Below are 16,517 nucleotides of genomic sequence, written 5' to 3'. Positions count from 1 at the left end.
TTTAACGACTTGTTCCCGCGCGAGCCACAGCAGCCAGCGGGACACTGCCATGCGACCACCGCATGGCTTGACGCTCGCGGCAACGTGACTTGCCTGAGCTAGAAGGCTGGGACAAGCCTGAATCATGCGATGGCTGATCCTTCTCATGCTGCTGGCCCACCCGGTGCTGGCGCAAGACCTGCAGGGCAATGACACGCCCGGCAACTGGCGCGTGACGCATCACCAGATCTTCGGCATCTGGAATTCGATGTGCGACGAGCGCGAAGAAGACGGCGCGCTGCGCCAGCGCTGTTACATCCGCCGGGTCGACGTGTTTTCCCCGCGCCCCGCCTTTGCCGCGCAGTTCCTGTTCATCACGCCCGAGACCGAGGGCTACAAGGTGGAATTCGGGATGGAGGCGGGCACGCTGTTTCACCCCTCGGGCTTTCGCATCGAAGGGGAGGCAGGCGAGGTCTGGCGCACCCGGCGGCCCGGATGCCTGACCGGGCTGAGCTGTGTCTTTGAGCGGAACGCGGCGCAGGGGCTGATCGACGCCATGCAGGGCGGCACCGCCTTTCGCTTCACCTTTCGCGACCGTCATGGGCAGGCGCAGGACCTGACCTGGCTGCTGGACGGCTTTGGCGACGCGTGGACGGATTTCAACACGCAATCCCGTGTGCGCAACCTGATCCCCGCCCGGAACTGACCCGCGTCGCGCTTGAAAAACCCTGCGCAAGCGCCCACAACATTCGCATAATTCCGACGCACAGGCAGGGAGAGCGCACGTGGCCAACACCAAAATCGCCGTCATCGGCGGATCGGGCATCTACGAGATCGACGGGCTGGAGCAGCCGGAATGGGTCACGGTGGAAGGCCCGTGGGGCGCACCCTCGGACCAGATCCTGACTGGCACGCTGGGTGGCGTCGAGATGGCGTTTCTGCCCCGCCACGGGCGCGGTCATGTGCATTCGCCGACCGAGGTGCCCTATCGCGCCAATATCGACGCGCTCAAGCGGCTGGGGGTGACGGATGTGATCTCGGTTTCCGCCTGCGGGTCGTTCCGCGAGCATATGGCGCCGGGGGATTTCGTCATCGTCGATCAGTTCATCGACCGCACCTTTGCCCGCGACAAGAGCTTTTTCGGCACCGGCTGCGTGGCGCATGTGAGCGTGGCGCATCCCACCTGCCCGCGCCTGGGTGACGCCTGCGAAACCGCGGGCCGCGCGGCAGGCATCAACATCCATCGCGGCGGCACTTATCTGGCGATGGAAGGCCCGCAATTCTCGACGCTGGCCGAATCGAAGATGTACCGCGAGCAGTGGGGGTGCGACGTGATCGGCATGACCAACATGCCCGAGGCGAAACTCGCCCGCGAGGCCGAGCTGTGTTACGCCTCGGTCGCCATGGTCACCGATTATGACAGCTGGCATCCCGATCATGGCGAGGTGGACGTGACCGCCATCATTGCCACGCTGACGGGCAATGCCGAGAGGGGCCGCGCGCTGGTCAAGGGCCTGCCTGCGCTGCTGGGGGCCGAGCGCGCGCCCTGCCCCCATGGCTGCGACCGGGCGCTGGAATACGCCATCCTGACCGCGCCCGAGAAACGCGATCCGGCACTGCTGGCCAAGCTGGATGCGGTGGCGGGCCGCATCTTGTGACACGTCTGCACGGGCTGGATGCGGGCGGTGTCTGGCCTTTTGCGGCATGGTGCTGGTCAATTTCCGCATCGCCGCCAATGTGCCCGATGGCTCCGATTGGGACTCGGTCCTGATCGGCAGCCTTGAGGGCCGCGCCGCCGCTGTTCGTGGTGCTGGCGGGGATCGGGGTGACGCTGGGCGCCCCGTCCGCGGGCCTGACGGCTCCGGGACGTCAAAGCCTGACGCTTTATGTGGCGCATATCCTGCTGGGCATGGGTATGCTGGAGCCGCTGGGGCTGCTGAACGGCGCGCTCACCGCGCGTCGGATCATGGTCATCGGGTTGGGATTTTGCGTGTTTCGTTCGCTCTACGCGATGATCTGGGGCCGTGCTTTCCGGCAGGGTCCGCTGGAGGCGGCGATGCGGAGGATATCCGGCTGACGCGCCTTGCAAAACGTGGCGCTGTAAATCAGGGTTGCCCGGAACAACCTGGAGCAACCGCATGTCCCTTGATCTTTGGCTGACCTTTGTCGCGGCCTCGACCGCTCTGCTGCTGATCCCCGGTCCGACCGTGCTGCTGGTGCTCAGCTATGCGCTGTCCAAGGGGCGCAGCGTTGCGGTGGCCTCTGCGTTCGGCGTGGCGCTTGGGGACCTGATCGCCATTTCCGCTTCGCTGCTGGGGCTGGGGGCGCTGGTGCTGGCCTCGGCCACGCTGTTTTCGGTGCTGAAATGGGTGGGGGCCGCCTATCTGGTCTGGCTGGGGGCCAAGTTGCTGCGCAGTGCGCCCAGCGAAGGGCTGGCCCCGGTTCGAACCGGGCGAGACGTCACCGCGCACAGCGTCTTTGGCCATGCCGCTGCCGTTACCGCGCTGAACCCGAAATCCATCGCCTTCTTCATCGCCTTCGTGCCGCAATTCCTACGCCCGGACCAGGCGCTGCTGCCGCAATTCGGCATTCTGATCGCCACCTTCGTGGGGCTGGCCTGGATCAATTCGCTGGCCTATGCGCTGCTGGCCGACCGGCTGCGGCGGCTGATCGGGCGCCAGGGCGTCATCACCGGGCTGACCCGGGCCGGAGGTGTGACCCTGATGGGGATGGGGGTTGCAACCGCCCTGCTGCGCCGCCCGGCCTGATCGGGCGGGTCGCATGGGGTCAAGTCGCAAGCGGCGCGAGGACCCAGTGATGCGAAAACGCTGACCTGTCGGAAAACCGATCCGGCGGCCCTTGCGTGCGCCAAGATGATGCGCGAAACCCTCGGGTGATCTGACCACCAAGGGGGCCCGAATGCCCAGAAACACCTCCGTCAAGGACTATATCCGCACCATCGTCGATTTCCCGCACGAAGGGATCATGTTCCGCGATGTGACCACGCTTTTTGCCGACCCGCGCGGGTTCCGCATGGCGATCGACCAGATGCTGCACCCATACGCGGGCGAGCGCATCGACAAGGTGGTGGGGCTTGAGGCGCGCGGGTTCATCCTGGGCGGCGCCATCGCGCATCAGTTGAGCGTCGGCTTTGTGCCGATCCGCAAGAAAGGCAAGCTGCCGGGCACCACGATCAGTCAGGACTACAAGCTGGAATATGGCGAGGCCATCGTCGAGATCCATGACGACGCCATTCAGCCCGGAGAGAAGATCCTGGTGGTGGACGATCTGCTGGCCACCGGCGGCACCGCGGCGGCCGGGATCAAGCTGATCCAGCGGCTGGGCGGCGAGATCGTTTCCTGCGCCTTCATCATCGACCTGCCGGATCTGGGCGGGCGCAAGGTGCTGGAAGATCTGGGCATGGACGTGCACGCGCTTTGCGCGTTCGAGGGTGCATAGCGGGCATTCGGCTGCGCGTCAGGCGCGCAGCACCGCACCGGGGTTCATGATCCCCGCCGGGTCGAGCGCGGCCTTGATCGCCCGCATGGCGGCCAGCCGCACCGGGTCGCCGTAGCGTTCCAGCTCACCCACCTTCATCCGGCCAATCCCGTGCTCGGCACTGACCGAGCCGCCCATTTCATGCACGAGATCGTGCACCGCCCGCTGCACGGCCTCGCGCTGATGGTCGTGATCGGCGCGGTTGCTGCCAGGCATGGGGAAGACGTTGTAATGCAGGTTGCCATCGCCCACATGGCCAAAGCTGTTGATCCGGAATTGGCCGATACCCGCCACCGCCTCAGCCCCGCGCCGGATGAATTCCGGGATGGCAGAGAGCGGGATGGAAATGTCGTGGCTGGATAGCGACCCGGTGAGGCGGTTCGCCTCGGGGATGCGTTCGCGCACGGACCAGAGGTCGGCCCGCTGCGCCTCGGACCGGGCAATCACCCCATCCAGCGCCAGCCCCTGCTCGGCCGCCTGTTCGAATATCGCCTCGAGCGCTGAGGTCGGGTCCAGCCCCCCGGCCAGACCGACCTCGATCAGGACGCACCATTCGGGCCGTTCCGCAAAGGGCTGCCGTACGTCCGGCAAGACCTCGTCAAGAAACCGCAGGCCCTGCCCGTGGATCAGTTCAAAGGCGCTCACCGCCTCGCCCACGCGGCTGCGGGCCAGTGCCAGCAGGCCCAGCGCCGCCTCAGGCGACGGCACCACGATCATCGCGGTGCCGATCCCGGAGGGCACCGAGCTGAGTTTCAGCGCCGCCGCCGTGATGATCCCCAACGTCCCCTCGGCCCCGATCAGCAGGTTGCGCAGATCGTAGCCGGTATTGTCCTTTCTCAGCCGGGTCAGCCCGCGCCAAATCCCGCCATCGGGCAGCACCGCCTCGAGCCCCAGACACAGATCGCGCGCATTGCCGTAGCGCAGCACATTCACGCCGCCCGCATTGGTGGAAAGGTTGCCGCCGATCCGGCAGGAGCCCTCGGCGGCCAGCGACAGCGGGAACAGGCGATCCACCTCAAGTGCGGCATCCTGCACGTCGGACAGGATGGCGCCGGCCTCGGCCACCAGCACGTTTTCGGCCGGGTACACGCCCCGGATCGCATTCATCCGCTCCAGCGAGATCAACAGCGGCGCGGGGCCTTGGGGCATCACCTGCCCGCCAACGAGCCCGGTGCCGCCGCTATAGGGCACCACCGGCACCCGCGCCTGAGAGGCCGCGCGCACCAGCGCCGAGACCTCCTCGACCTGCCGGGGCAGCGCCAGCAGGCCCGCCTGCCCCGCAAATCGCCCGCGCGGTTCGGAGAGGTACCGATCCTCGACCGGGCGCAGCACATCCTCGGGCAGCACGTCGCGCAGGCGCGCGGCAAAGCTCTCGTCAGCGGGGTTCAGGTCCATACCCGATCCATGCCGAAACCAGCCGCGCCCGGCAAGCGCTATTCCTGTTCGATGAGATATTGCGGTTCCAGCACCACCACCGTGGGCCGGTCTGGCAGCGTCCGCAGCGAGACTTCGATCTCGGACACCCCGTCACGCTGCACCGGGAACTCGTCCTGAATACCGACGGTGAACGCACCGAGCGAATAAGTCGAAAACCAGTGCATCGGAATGATGATCGAGCTTTTGAGCCGCTTCAGCACCTTAATCATATCCGGCAGCGGCATGGTGGTACCCCCATCCACCGCCGCCATCACCACGTCCAGCCGCCCCAGCGCGGCAAACTGCGCCTCGGTCGGCACGTGATGCAGATGGCCCAGATGGCCGATGCACAGCCCCTCGACCTCGAAGACGAAAATCGAGTTCCCCTTCTCCTCGACCCCGGCAAAGGAAGACCGGATATCGGTCGAGACATTGCGGATCAGCATTTCGCCGAGATCCAGATGGTGCTCGACCCCCTCGCCAAAGGGGCCCCAGCCCGGCAGCACATGGGGAATGGCGGGATCGGGATGCGCGGTCCAGTGGGTTTCATGCGCGTGGTTCATGGTCACCACGTCCGGGATCAGCGGGGCGCTGCCGATGAAGCCAGTGAAATCGGTGACGGCGGTGATCCCGCCGGGCGTCTGCAACAGGAACGAGGCATGGGCGATATAGCTCAGCCGCACGGAATAATCCGGCACCGGGTCCTGCCAGTTGGCCTTGTGCAGATACTCGATCCCGGGCGCGGCATCGGCCAGCGCGATGCAATGGCTCGGCCGCCGCTCCTGCGCCGCCGCCGAAGCGCCCCAGACCATCGCCACTGCCAGAACAATCCAACGCATTCCGCTAGTGTAGCCCAATAGCCTTACAAGTCACGCACCTGCCCTTCATCTTTTCAGAAATACTCCGGGGTTTGGGGCAGCGCCCCAATGGCGCCGAAGGGGCCATCTACCCCACATCCGTCCGGCCACGCCGGTCGGACCGCAGGCTGGCATAGAGCACATGTGTCCGCCACCGCCCGTTGATCTGCAGATAGGACTGCGCCACGCCTTCGTACTTGAACCCCGAGCTTTCCAGCAAGCCGCGCGAGGCGGCGTTCTCGGGCAGGCAGGCAGCCTCGATCCGGCTCAGGTCCAGCCGGGCAAAGGCATAGTGGACCAGCGCTCCGATGGCCTCGCGCATGTAGCCCTGCCGCGCATGGGCCTGCCCGGTCCAGTATCCCAGCGTCCCCGCCTGCGCCGGGCCGCGGCGGATGTTGTCCAGCGTGATCGCGCCCACCAGCACGTCATCCTCGCGCCGGAACAGAAACAGCGGGATGGCCGTGCCGTTGGCCACCGAGCGCTGCGCCCAGTAGACCCGGTTGGTGAACGCCTTGCGGCTCAGGTGATCCGAGGCCCAGCTCGGCTCCCACGGGGTCAGGAAATCCTTCGAGGTCCGGCGCAGCGCCGTCCAGTCGCGGAAATCGGAATGCACGGGCGGGCGCAGGCTGAGGCGCTCGGTCTCGAGTTTCAGCTTGCGCTTGCCCAGAAGCATCACGCCGCGCGCCTCTCCTGCAATTGGGCCAGGGTCGGTGCCGCCGCGATCGGACCATAGAGCGCCAACGCCGCCGGGGCCTTGACCGCCATGTCTTCGGCAAAGTCACGCACATCCGCCGTCGTCACCGCGTCGATCTTGGCCACGGTTTCCTCAAGCGAGGGCACCTTGCCCCAGATCTGTACCAGCCGCGCCAGACGTTCGGCCCGGTTCGAGGGGCTTTCCAGCCCCATCAGCATCCCGGCCTTCATCTGGGCACGGGCGCGGGCGACCTCTTCGGGGCTCATGTCCTCGGCGGCGCGCTTCATCTCGTCGATGGTGATGCCCGCAAGCTCTTCGACTTGCCCGGCGGAGGTTCCGGCATAGATCGTGGTCGAGCCGGTATCGGCATAGGCGCCGGTCTGCGCGAAGATCGTGTAGCAGAGGCCGCGCACCTCGCGCACCTCCTGGAACAGGCGCGAGGACATGCCGCCGCCCAGCGCGCTGGAATAGATCTGCGCGGTATAGATCGTGTCGTCGCGATAGCCGGGGCTTTCCAGAGCCAGCGCGAAATGGGCCTGCTCCAGTGCCTTTTCGCGCCGCGCCTCGCCGCCGGTGAAACGCGCGGGGTCGGCGATCAGGCCCTTGCGGGGCTGGAGGTGCCCGAACATCTCTTCGACCAGTTTCATCAGCTGCTCGTGATCGACGGCGCCTGCGGCGGACAGAATCATCTGCTCGGGGCCGTAATGCTCGGCCACGAACCCGGCCAGATCCTCGCGCGAAAAGGCGCTGACCCGTTCGGTCGGGCCCAGAATGGTGCGGCCCAGCGGCTGGTCGCGATAGCTCTCCTCCTGCAGCCAGTCGAATATCACGTCATCGGGGGTGTCGTGGGACTGGCCGATTTCCTGCAGGATCACGCCGCGCTCGACCTCGATCTCGCGCGGGTCGAAGACCGGGTTCATCACGATATCCCCGATCACGTCCATGGCCAGCGCCACGTCGTCCTTGAGCACGCGGGCGTAGTACGCCGTCACCTCGCGCGAGGTATAGGCGTTGATGTAGCCGCCCACATCCTCGATGGCCTCGGCAATTTCCAGCGCCGAGCGCCGCTCGGTGCCCTTGAACGCCATGTGTTCGAGGAAATGGGCAATCCCGTTCTGCTCGATCCGCTCGTGGCGGCCGCCTGCGGTTACCCAGATGCCGATGGCCGCCGATTGCAGCCCCGGCATGTGTTCACTGACGATACGAAAGCCGTTGGCCAGTTGGTCTTGTTTAACAGTCACGCAGTAATCTGCCCTCTGATGTGGTCCTGGATGGCGCCCAGATCGTTGGCGATGCGGGTCACCCGTTCCGGCCTGTCATACAGATCAGACATGCGGGGGGGAAGAGGCGGATGTATGCCGCTGGCCTGTTCCACCGCGGCGGGGAATTTCGCCGGGTGCGCGGTGGCGAGCGTGATCATCGGAATATCGCCCGCGCGGGCCTCTTCGGCCACTTTCACACCGACGGCGGAATGGGGACAAAGAAGCTCGGCGCCGGAGACCAGCGTGGCCTTGATGGTGGCCAGGGTCTCGTCCTCGGAGGCGCGGCCCGAATCGAAGTTTTCCCGCAAGCTCTCCATCGCGCCCTGGCTGACGTCAAAGCCGCCCTGTTTCAGCTCGTCCATCAACTGCGCCACGGCGCCCCCGTCCTCGCCATAGGCATAAAAGAGCGCGCGTTCGAAGTTGGAGCTGACCTGAATGTCCATCGACGGGCTGATCGAGGGGATGGTGTCGCCCTTGTAGTATCCCTCGCCCGAGAGACACCGGTGCAGGATGTCGTTCTGGTTGGTCGCCACCACCAGCCGGTCGATGGGCAGGCCCATGCGCTTGGCGATGTAGCCCGCAAAGATGTCGCCGAAATTGCCGGTGGGCACGGTAAAGCTGATCTTGCGGTGCGGTGCGCCGAGGCTGGCGGCGGCGGAGAAGTAGTAGACCACCTGCGCCAGCACCCGGGCGAAGTTGATCGAGTTCACGCCCGCCAGTTTGACCCCGTCGCGGAAGTCGAAATCGTTGAACATGTCCTTCACGGCGGCCTGGCAGTCGTCGAAATCGCCGTCGAGCGCCAGCGCGTGCACGTTGCTGTCGGCGGGTGTGGTCATCTGGCGGCGCTGGACCTCGGAGACGCGGCCATGGGGGAAGAGGATGAAGACATCCACCGCATCAAGCCCTCGGAATGCCTCGATCGCCGCCGAGCCGGTGTCGCCGCTGGTTGCGCCCACGATGGTCACCCGTTCGCCGCGCTTTTGCAAAGCCACCTGAAACAGCTGGCCGATCAGCTGCATGGCGAAATCCTTGAAGGCGAGCGTGGGGCCGTGGAACAGCTCGAGCAGGAAGTGGTTTTCGTTGAGCTGCTTCAGCGGCGCGCGGGCGGCGTGGCCGAAGCCCTCGTAGGCGCGGGCGATGATGCCTTTGAACTCATCCTCGGCAAAGGAGCCGCTGACATAGGGCCACATGACGCGGAACGCGATCTCCTCATAGGGCAGCCCGGCCAAAGCGGCGATCTCGTCCGGGCTCATCTGCGGGATTTCGGCGGGCAGGTAGAGGCCCCCGTCGCGGGCCAGACCGGTCAGCATGGCCTCTTCGAAAGTCAGCTCGGGCGCCTGCCCGCGGGTCGAGATGTATTTCATCGCTCTCAGCTTTCTGCTTTGGCGCGGCTGCGCCACAGGAAATAGGCGGTCATGGCGGCCCAGACCAGGGCCAGGCCAAACCAGGTGATGGCATAGTTCAGGTGATCGTTGGGAATACCGGCGGTGTCCACCGGCAAGGGCATGATGCCTGGGTCGGTCTGGTCGCGGGCGATCAGCAGAACCGGTTCGGTCTCAAGCGCCTCGGCCAGCGCGGGCACATCGCGGGCGAACCAGATATTGCCGCTGAGGTCCGGGTCGGGCGTGTAGCCGTCGATCTCATCGGGCCAGTGCAGGTTGCCTGCGATCTCCATCGCGCCCACGGCACGCGGGGAGGTTTTGGCCTCGGTCCGGACGAAGCCACGATCGACAAGGATCGTGCGCCCGTCCGTCCGGAACGGCGCGATGATGCGGTAGCCGGGGCCAACATGCTTGACCGAGACCAGAACGTGAATTTCGCCGGGCAGCATCTCTCCGGACATGGTGACCGGCAGGTAGCGGTCCTTGTCCGCATCGGGCGCGGCGGGCAAGGTCACCGGATCGCCGTTGATGCGGGTGTCGATCTCGGCCAGCAGCGCCTCCTTCCACGCCAGCCGCCGGACCTGCCACGTGCCCAGCGACAGCAGCACCGCCAGCCCGGCCAGACCGAAGATCAACAGAAACAGGATACGGCGCATGTCAGGTCCCGAATTCGAAGCGGTGCGAGGGGCGCCCCGCGAGCCGGCTTGTTGTTATGGTTGGAGCGCCCGGGATTGCAACCGTGCAATTGTAATGGTGGCAATTTGACGGGGTGCGGGAAAAGGAAAAGCCGCTTGGAAGCGGCTTAAGCGGTTTGAAAACCGCTTGGACAAGGCGTTTGCAAACGCCTTGTCGCTTGGTTCGACCGCCGGGGTCAGTGGAACAGCGGTGCCTGACCCCAGATGTAGACAGCGAAGAACAGGAACAGCCAGACCACATCGACGAAGTGCCAGTACCAGGCCGCGGCCTCGAAGCCGACGTGCTTTTCCGGGGTGAAATCGCCACGCATCGCGCGCACCAGGCAGACGGTCAGGAAGATGGTCCCGATGATCACATGCGCGCCGTGGAACCCGGTGGCCATGAAGAAGTTGGAATAGAACTGGTCACCGCCGAATTCCCAGCCTTCATGCGCCAGCAGCTCGGCGTATTCGTAGCCCTGCAGGAAGGTGAAGATCACACCGAGAACGATGCCGATGGCCAGCCCCTGAACCAGCGCCTTGCGGTCGTTTTCATGCACCAGCGCATGGTGCGCCCAGGTCACCGCACAGCCCGACAGCAGCAACACCAGCGTGTTGATCAGCGGCAGGTGGAACGGGTCGACCGCGTGGATGTCCGGCGCGATGTACTCGGTGCCCGCATAGTCCTGCATCGGGTACATGCGGTGCTTGAAGAAGGACCAGAACCAGGCGAAGAAGAACATCACTTCGGACATGATGAACAGGATGAAGCCGTAGCGCAGGCCGATCCGCACCACGGGCGTGTGATCGCCCACGCGGCTTTCGGCCACCACATCGGACCACCATGCGAACATGGTGTAGAGCACGGCCAGCAGCCCCGCCCAGAACATGTATGGCGTGATATCGTGCATCCACAGCACGGCGCCGCACAGCATGGTGAATCCGCCGGCGGCACCGATCAGCGGCCAGATCGACGGGTTCAGAATGTGGTAGTCATGGTCTTTCGCGTGTGCCATCAGCGTCCCTCACCTTGCGGCATTAGTTCGTGTTGTTTTCTGCCTGCGCTTCGAGGGCGGCATAGCCCTCCGGCAGGTCGATTTCGTAGAATGTATACGACAGCGTGATCGTATGCACATATTTCGCTTCGCGATCCTCGACGATTTCGGGATCGACAAAGAAGGTCACGGGCATCTGCACCCGTTCGCCCGGTTGCAGCACCTGCTCGTCAAAGCAGAAACAGGCGATTTTTTCGAAGAAGCCGCCTGCAGAGTATGGCGTCACGTTGTACGATGCCTGCCCGGCAATCGGGCGGTCGGTGGGGTTGTAGGCCTCGTAAAAGGCCAGCCCGGTTTCGCCGATGCGCATCTCCATCTCGCGCTCGACCGGCTTGAACTCCCACGGCATGCCGCGTTCCTTCGAGGCGTCGAAGCGTACCTTGATGGTCTTGTCCAGTATGGTGTCCGAGCCCTGCTCGGCCACGCCGGTGGCGCCGCCAAAGCCGGTCACGCGGCAGAACCAGTCGTAGAACGGCACCGAGGCCCAGGCGAGCCCGCCCATCAGCACGACCACGCCCACCAGCTGGATCACCGTCTTCTGAGGACCGCTGAGCGCCATCAGTTCTGCACCTCCGCGCCGCGGGGCGGCTCGAAATCGCCGCGGGTGACCTTGACCACTGTCAGACCGAAGATGATCACGATGAAGGCCGCCAGCGTGAGTGCCACGCCCAGATTGCGGCTGAACCGGCGCTCGTGCAGCTCATGCGACTTGCGCAGGCTCATGACCAGCCTCCCAGCCCGTAAGGCTTGAGCAGCGCTTCGGCCAGAATCGCGCCGAAATGCAGGAAGAGGTAGAGCAGCGACAGTTTGAAGAAGCCGCGTTCGACCTTGAAATTGTCGGCCTCGGCATCGTCCTCATCCCGGCGCGAGATGGTCCAGGCACCGCGCAGGAACAGCGCGTTCAGAACCAGCGAGACGGTCAGGTAGATCGGGCCGCCGACGCCCGAGAACGAGGTGCCCACGGCAAAGATTGCCAGTAATGCAGTGTAGACCAGGATGTGCACCCGCGTGGCGCGGCGGCCATGGGTCACCGTCAGCATCGGCACACCCGCATCGTCGTAATCCGAGCGCATGAAGAGCGCCAGCGCCCAGAAGTGCGGCGGCGTCCACATGAAGGTCAGCGCGAACATCAGCCACGGTTCGACCGCCATGGACCCGGTCGCGGCAATCCAGCCGATCACCGGCGGAAAGGCCCCGGCCGCGCCGCCGATCACGATGTTCTGCGGCGTCGAGCGCTTGAGCCACATCGTGTAGACAACGGCGTAGAAGAAAATCGTGAAGGCCAGGAAAGCCCCGGCAAAGATATTGGTGGCCAGCGCCAGCATGATCACCGACAGGCCCGACAGTGCCAGACCGATGGCCAGCGCCTCGCCCTCTTCCACCTTGCCTGTAGGGATCGGGCGGCCCTTGGTGCGCTTCATCACCCGGTCGATATCGGCGTCCCACCACATGTTCAGCGCACCCGAGGCACCGCCGCCGATGGCGATGAACAGGATGGCGCAGAAGCCGATGACGGGATGTACCGTGACCGGCGCGGCGACCAGCCCGACAAGAGCGGTAAACACCACCAGCGACATCACGCGCGGCTTCAGCAGGGCGAAATAATCGCCAAAGCTGGCCTCGTCCACGCGGCCCTTTTTCCGGGCTGGGCTGGCATTGATGCTTGCGTCGCTCATCTTTGGTCCTTTGGGCGCGAAAGGTGCGCGGAGACCACGCACCCTACATCATTTGCAAATGGGCGGGTTCGGCCCCGCCCCTAGTCAGATCAGTTCGATGCCACCTGATAGGTTTGCGGAATGCCGGCATACTCTTCCTTGGCGCCCGCCAGCCATTCGGCATAGGCCTCTTCGCTGACGACCTTGACGGTGATCGGCATATAGGCGTGGTCCTTGCCGCACAGTTCGGAGCACTGGCCGAAATAGATCCCTTCCTGATCAGCCTTGAACCACAGCTCAGCCAGACGGCCCGGCACGGCGTCCTGCTTCACACCGAACGAGGGGATGGTCCAGGAGTGGATCACGTCGGCACCGGTCACCTGCATCACGATGACCTTGTTCACCGGAACGACAACGGCGGTGTCGGTGGCCAGCAGATATTCATCCTTGCTGTAACCGTTATCCTCAAGCGCTTCGCGGCCCAGCATGAAGCTTTCGAACTCAAAGCCTTCGTCGACGTATTCATAGCCCCAGTACCACTGGTAGCCGGTCACCTTGATGGTGACCTCCCCCTCGGGAATTTCCTGCTGGTTGAACAGAACCGGCAGGGAGTAGGCGCCGATATAGACCAGGATCAGAATCGGCCCGATCGTCCAGGCAATCTCGACCGGAGTGAAATGCGAGAACTTAGCGGGCGTCGGATTGGTCCGGCTGTTGTAGCGCACGATGCAGTACACAAGCAGCCCGGCAACCAAAAGGCAGATGGCGGTGATGATGATCAGGATCCGACCATCGAGCGATTGGATCCCACGGGCCAGTTCGGTCGCGGCGGGCTGAAAGCCCATGGCACCGTCAACCGGCTTGCCGATGATCTCCAGGTCCTGCGCCATGGCGGGCAGGCTCGATAGGGCGGCAAAAAGCCCCGAAAGCGTCAAAGCATTCTTCATTTTCTGTCCTGATCGTTTGATCTTTGCGTCCCTGATCGGGCGGCGTGAATCAAGACGCACTCCACCCGTTGTCTTTGGCTGCGTTAAAAATCATATTCCGGAGACTAGATAAAGCAAAATGCTTGCGTCAAACGGACGCTATTTTTGATCTGGATCAAACCCGAAAGGTCCGCGCCATGCCCCAAGACCCGTTTCGCCCCCTCGAAACCGCGCTTCCGCGCGACGAAGCGCTTAACGTGCTAAGGGCAGCAACCGATGGAGCCGACGATGGCGAGCTGTTCGTCGAGCGCCGCAAATCCGAGGCGCTAGTCTTTGACGACGGGCGCCTGCGGAGCGCGTCGTATGACGCCTCCGAAGGGTTCGGGCTGCGCGCGGTGCAGGGTGAGGTGGCGGGCTATGCGCATTCCACCGAGGTTTCGATTCCCGCGCTGAAGCGCGCCGCCGAGACCGCCCGGCTGGCGGTGGGCGATGGCGGCGGCACGCTGGCCGATGCGCCGCGCGCCACCAATACCCGGCTTTATGCGGATGATGATCCGATCGAGTCGGCCAGCTTTCCGGTCAAGATCGACACGCTGCGCGAGATCGACGCCTTTGCCCGCGATCTGGATACGCGCGTGGTGCAGGTCAGCGCCTCGCTGGCCGCGTCGGTTCAGGAGGTCGAGATCCTGCGCCCCGACGGGGTGCAGATGCGCGACGTGCGGCCGATGACCCGCCTCAATGTTTCGGTGATCGTGGAACAGGACGGGCGGCGCGAAAGCGGCTCGGCAGGCGGCGGTGGTCGCGTCGGGCTCGACGGGCTGATCGACCCCGCCGACTGGCAGGCCAAGGCGCGCGAGGCGTTGCGGATCGCGCTGGTCAATCTCGACGCCGTTCCTGCCCCGGCGGGCGTGATGGAAGTGGCGCTTGGCCCCGGCTGGCCCGGTATCCTGCTGCACGAGGCCATCGGCCACGGGCTGGAGGGCGATTTCAACCGCAAGGGCAGCTCGGCCTTTGCAGGCCTCATGGGCCAGCAGATCGCGGCCAAGGGCGTGACGGTTGTGGATGACGGCACAATCCGCGACCGCCGGGGCTCGATCACCATCGACGACGAGGGCACGCCGAGTTCTCGCACAGTGCTGATCGAGGATGGCGTGCTGACCGGCTACATGCAGGACCGGCAGAACGCCCGCCTGATGGGCGCTGCACCCACCGGCAACGGGCGGCGGCAGAGCTTTGCGCACAAGCCGATGCCCCGGATGACCAACACGATCATGCTGAGCGGCGAGGCCGATCCGGCGGAACTGGTGGCCGAGATCAAGGACGGCATCTGGGCCGTGGGGTTTGGCGGCGGTCAGGTGGATATCACCAACGGCAAGTTCGTCTTTTCCTGCACCGAGGCCTACCGCGTGCAGAACGGCAAGATCGGCGCGCCGGTCAAGGGGGCGACACTGATCGGTGACGGCCCCTCGGCGCTCAAGCGCATCCGGGGGCTGGGAAACGATATGGCGCTGGACCCGGGCATGGGCAATTGCGGCAAGGACGGGCAATGGGTGCCAGTGGGGGTCGGCCAGCCGACGGTGCTGATGGACGGGCTGACCGTAGGCGGCTCGGCGGCCTGAGTCGCGATTCAAGGGTGGTTTTGCGGGCGCGGGTTAACCCTGCGCCCGGTTTGATTCGAGGGCCGGGTGATAATCCGGCATGGGAAAGCGTCACGGTGTAGGTGAAGAAATCAGTTTGTTTTCAATGGACTGTCCGTGATCTATGGATATTTCAGAGAGAATACGCGTCTAATTTTCAGCGATTCACGCGCTGTTAACTCCGACCCGCGTAAACCGGTTTGGCAAACAGGCGGAGCAACGGATGGCCGAGGAACAGCTTTCTTCCTATCACCCCCCACTCCCACCCACCACGGAAGAGGATCGGTTTTCGTGGCTTCGTCTTTTGCGCTCGCGCAAGGTCGGCCCGGCGACGTTCCGGCGGCTGATGCGCGAACACGGCACGGCGCAGAACGCGCTTGCCGCGCTGCCGGAAATGGCGCGTGCCGCCGGGATCGAGGGCTATGAAATCTGTCCGCCCGGTGTTGTGGAAGCTGAGCTCAAGGCCGCAAAAGCCGTGCGTGCGCGGCTTTTGTGCCTGGGCGATCCGGATTACCCGAAGCACCTGCTTGATCTGCAGGACACGCCCCCCGTTTTGTGGGCCATCGGTGACCCGGCGCTGTTGCGGCGCCCGGCGATTGCCCTGGTGGGCGCCCGCAATTGTTCCTCGCTGGGTACCCGGATGGCACGGGCGTTGGCCCATGATCTGGGAAAACAGGGCTATGTCATTGTGTCGGGCCTTGCGCGCGGCGTGGACACGGCGGCCCATCTGGCCGGGTTGAGTACCGGCACCATCGCGGTGATGGCGGGCGGGGTGGACGTGGTCTATCCGGCGGAAAACACCCATCTGGCCGCCGACATCGCCGCGCAAGGCCTGCGCCTGTCCGAACAACCGCCCCGCATGACACCGCAGGCGCGGCATTTCCCACGGCGCAACCGCATCATCTCGGGGCTGGCTCAGGCGGTGGTGGTGGTCGAGGCCGCCGCCAAGTCCGGCAGCCTCATCACCGCCCGCGATGCGCTGGATCAGGGGCGCGAGGTGCTTGCGGTGCCGGGCCATCCTTTCGATGCAAGGGCGGCAGGCTGCAACCTGCTGCTCCGCGACGGCGCGCGTCTGGTACGCAATGCGCAGGACGTGATCGAGGCCTTGCCGATGCAGACCGAGGCCGCGCCGCAGAAACCGGTGCAGGAGATCATGAAGGATCTGCCCCCGCCCCCGCCGCAGAAGCGCAGCCTGAAACAGACGGCCCGTCTGCACATGCGCATTCTCGACCGGCTTGGCCCCTCGCCGCTTGCCGAGGATCAGTTGATCCGCGATCTGTCCTCGAACGCCGGAGATGTCGGCCCCGCGTTGGTCGATTTGGAACTGGACGGAAAGATCCAAAGGCAGGCAGGCGGATTGCTGTCCCGTGTGGAGTGAGCGCAGCACGTCCGGATGGCCGTCGGTTCCGGACCAGTCGCGGCACCCGACCTGACATGCTCCCAAGGCCGGATTTCGATACCCGCTTGCCCCGTCCCCGGCCT

Annotated in this window: 18 protein-coding genes; 7 read left to right on the top strand and 11 right to left on the bottom strand. The window is 65.0% G+C overall.

Translation table 11 applies throughout. From position 1 onward, the window contains the following. The first annotated feature begins 124 nt into the window (after positions 1-124). The 5 genes from GOX53_RS03300 to GOX53_RS03280 all read left to right on the top strand — a co-directional run bounded on the left by GOX53_RS03300 (position 125) and on the right by GOX53_RS03280 (position 3,438). Complete coding sequence (locus GOX53_RS03300) at positions 125-685, top strand: hypothetical protein (RefSeq protein ID WP_171173583.1); 561 nt, start codon at positions 125-127, stop codon at positions 683-685. A gap of 79 nt (positions 686-764) precedes the next feature. Continuing rightward, the gene (locus tag GOX53_RS03295) at positions 765-1,637 is read left to right on the top strand and encodes an S-methyl-5'-thioadenosine phosphorylase (protein WP_171173582.1); all 873 of its coding nucleotides are present in this window, start codon (positions 765-767) and stop codon (positions 1,635-1,637) included. 122 nt (positions 1,638-1,759) lie between these two features. Continuing rightward, entirely contained in the window at positions 1,760-2,056 is a 297-nt protein-coding gene (locus GOX53_RS03290) for a DUF418 domain-containing protein (RefSeq protein ID WP_171173581.1), read from the top strand. 61 nt (positions 2,057-2,117) lie between these two features. Next, positions 2,118-2,747, top strand: coding sequence for a LysE family translocator (locus GOX53_RS03285; protein ID WP_171173580.1), 630 nt, complete (start codon positions 2,118-2,120; stop codon positions 2,745-2,747). 151 nt (positions 2,748-2,898) lie between these two features. After that, positions 2,899-3,438 (top strand): adenine phosphoribosyltransferase, encoded by a 540-nt coding sequence (locus GOX53_RS03280; protein ID WP_171173579.1) that lies wholly within the window; start codon positions 2,899-2,901, stop codon positions 3,436-3,438. An 18-nt stretch (positions 3,439-3,456) separates the two neighbouring features. Here the strand turns inward: GOX53_RS03280 and GOX53_RS03275 are convergent, their stop codons facing one another. The 11 genes from GOX53_RS03275 to coxB form a co-directional block, all read right to left on the bottom strand. Next, positions 3,457-4,872 carry an FAD-binding oxidoreductase gene (locus tag GOX53_RS03275; RefSeq protein WP_171173578.1) on the bottom strand — a complete coding sequence of 472 codons (1,416 nt, stop codon included), beginning with the start codon at positions 4,870-4,872 and terminating at the stop codon, positions 3,457-3,459. A gap of 38 nt (positions 4,873-4,910) precedes the next feature. Continuing rightward, positions 4,911-5,732 carry an MBL fold metallo-hydrolase gene (locus GOX53_RS03270; protein ID WP_254446445.1) on the bottom strand — a complete coding sequence of 274 codons (822 nt, stop codon included), beginning with the start codon at positions 5,730-5,732 and terminating at the stop codon, positions 4,911-4,913. 106 nt (positions 5,733-5,838) lie between these two features. Further along, a complete protein-coding gene (locus GOX53_RS03265) occupies positions 5,839-6,423 on the bottom strand; it encodes a GNAT family N-acetyltransferase (protein WP_171173986.1) in 585 nt (194 codons plus the stop codon). Further along, positions 6,423-7,685, bottom strand: a complete 1,263-nt coding sequence (locus GOX53_RS03260) for a pitrilysin family protein (RefSeq protein ID WP_171173577.1) — start codon at positions 7,683-7,685, stop codon at positions 6,423-6,425. The genes GOX53_RS03265 and GOX53_RS03260 overlap by 1 nt, the downstream gene beginning before the upstream one ends. Beyond that, positions 7,682-9,070 carry a threonine synthase gene (thrC, locus tag GOX53_RS03255; protein ID WP_171173576.1) on the bottom strand — a complete coding sequence of 463 codons (1,389 nt, stop codon included), beginning with the start codon at positions 9,068-9,070 and terminating at the stop codon, positions 7,682-7,684. The genes GOX53_RS03260 and thrC overlap by 4 nt, the downstream gene beginning before the upstream one ends. A 5-nt stretch (positions 9,071-9,075) precedes the next feature. Beyond that, on the bottom strand, positions 9,076-9,744 hold the full coding sequence (locus tag GOX53_RS03250; RefSeq protein WP_171173575.1) for an SURF1 family protein: 669 nt from the start codon (positions 9,742-9,744) through the stop codon (positions 9,076-9,078). Positions 9,745-9,959: 215 nt separating this feature from the next. After that, a complete protein-coding gene (locus tag GOX53_RS03245) occupies positions 9,960-10,778 on the bottom strand; it encodes a cytochrome c oxidase subunit 3 (protein ID WP_171173574.1) in 819 nt (272 codons plus the stop codon). Positions 10,779-10,800: 22 nt separating this feature from the next. After that, entirely contained in the window at positions 10,801-11,376 is a 576-nt protein-coding gene (locus GOX53_RS03240) for a cytochrome c oxidase assembly protein (RefSeq protein WP_171173573.1), read from the bottom strand. Continuing rightward, a complete protein-coding gene (locus GOX53_RS03235; protein ID WP_171173572.1) occupies positions 11,376-11,540 on the bottom strand; it encodes a hypothetical protein in 165 nt (54 codons plus the stop codon). The genes GOX53_RS03240 and GOX53_RS03235 overlap by 1 nt, the downstream gene beginning before the upstream one ends. After that, on the bottom strand, positions 11,537-12,493 hold the full coding sequence (gene cyoE, locus GOX53_RS03230; RefSeq protein WP_171173571.1) for a heme o synthase: 957 nt from the start codon (positions 12,491-12,493) through the stop codon (positions 11,537-11,539). Before cyoE ends, GOX53_RS03235 begins: the two co-directional genes overlap by 4 nt. A gap of 89 nt (positions 12,494-12,582) precedes the next feature. Next, a complete protein-coding gene (coxB, locus tag GOX53_RS03225; protein WP_171173570.1) occupies positions 12,583-13,419 on the bottom strand; it encodes a cytochrome c oxidase subunit II in 837 nt (278 codons plus the stop codon). A gap of 176 nt (positions 13,420-13,595) precedes the next feature. On the opposite strand from coxB, the gene tldD reads away from it, so the two are divergent. Then, positions 13,596-15,017 (top strand): metalloprotease TldD, encoded by a 1,422-nt coding sequence (tldD, locus tag GOX53_RS03220; RefSeq protein ID WP_171173569.1) that lies wholly within the window; start codon positions 13,596-13,598, stop codon positions 15,015-15,017. A 241-nt stretch (positions 15,018-15,258) separates the two neighbouring features. After that, the gene (gene dprA / locus GOX53_RS03215; protein WP_171173568.1) at positions 15,259-16,413 is read left to right on the top strand and encodes a DNA-processing protein DprA; all 1,155 of its coding nucleotides are present in this window, start codon (positions 15,259-15,261) and stop codon (positions 16,411-16,413) included. Positions 16,414-16,517 lie beyond the last annotated feature (104 nt).

The sequence above is a fragment of the Ruegeria sp. HKCCD8929 genome (genome assembly GCF_013031405.1).
Taxonomy (GTDB): domain Bacteria; phylum Pseudomonadota; class Alphaproteobacteria; order Rhodobacterales; family Rhodobacteraceae; genus Ruegeria.
Note: the sequence above shows the minus strand (reverse complement) of the source record. Positions and strands in the feature narration are given on the sequence as shown.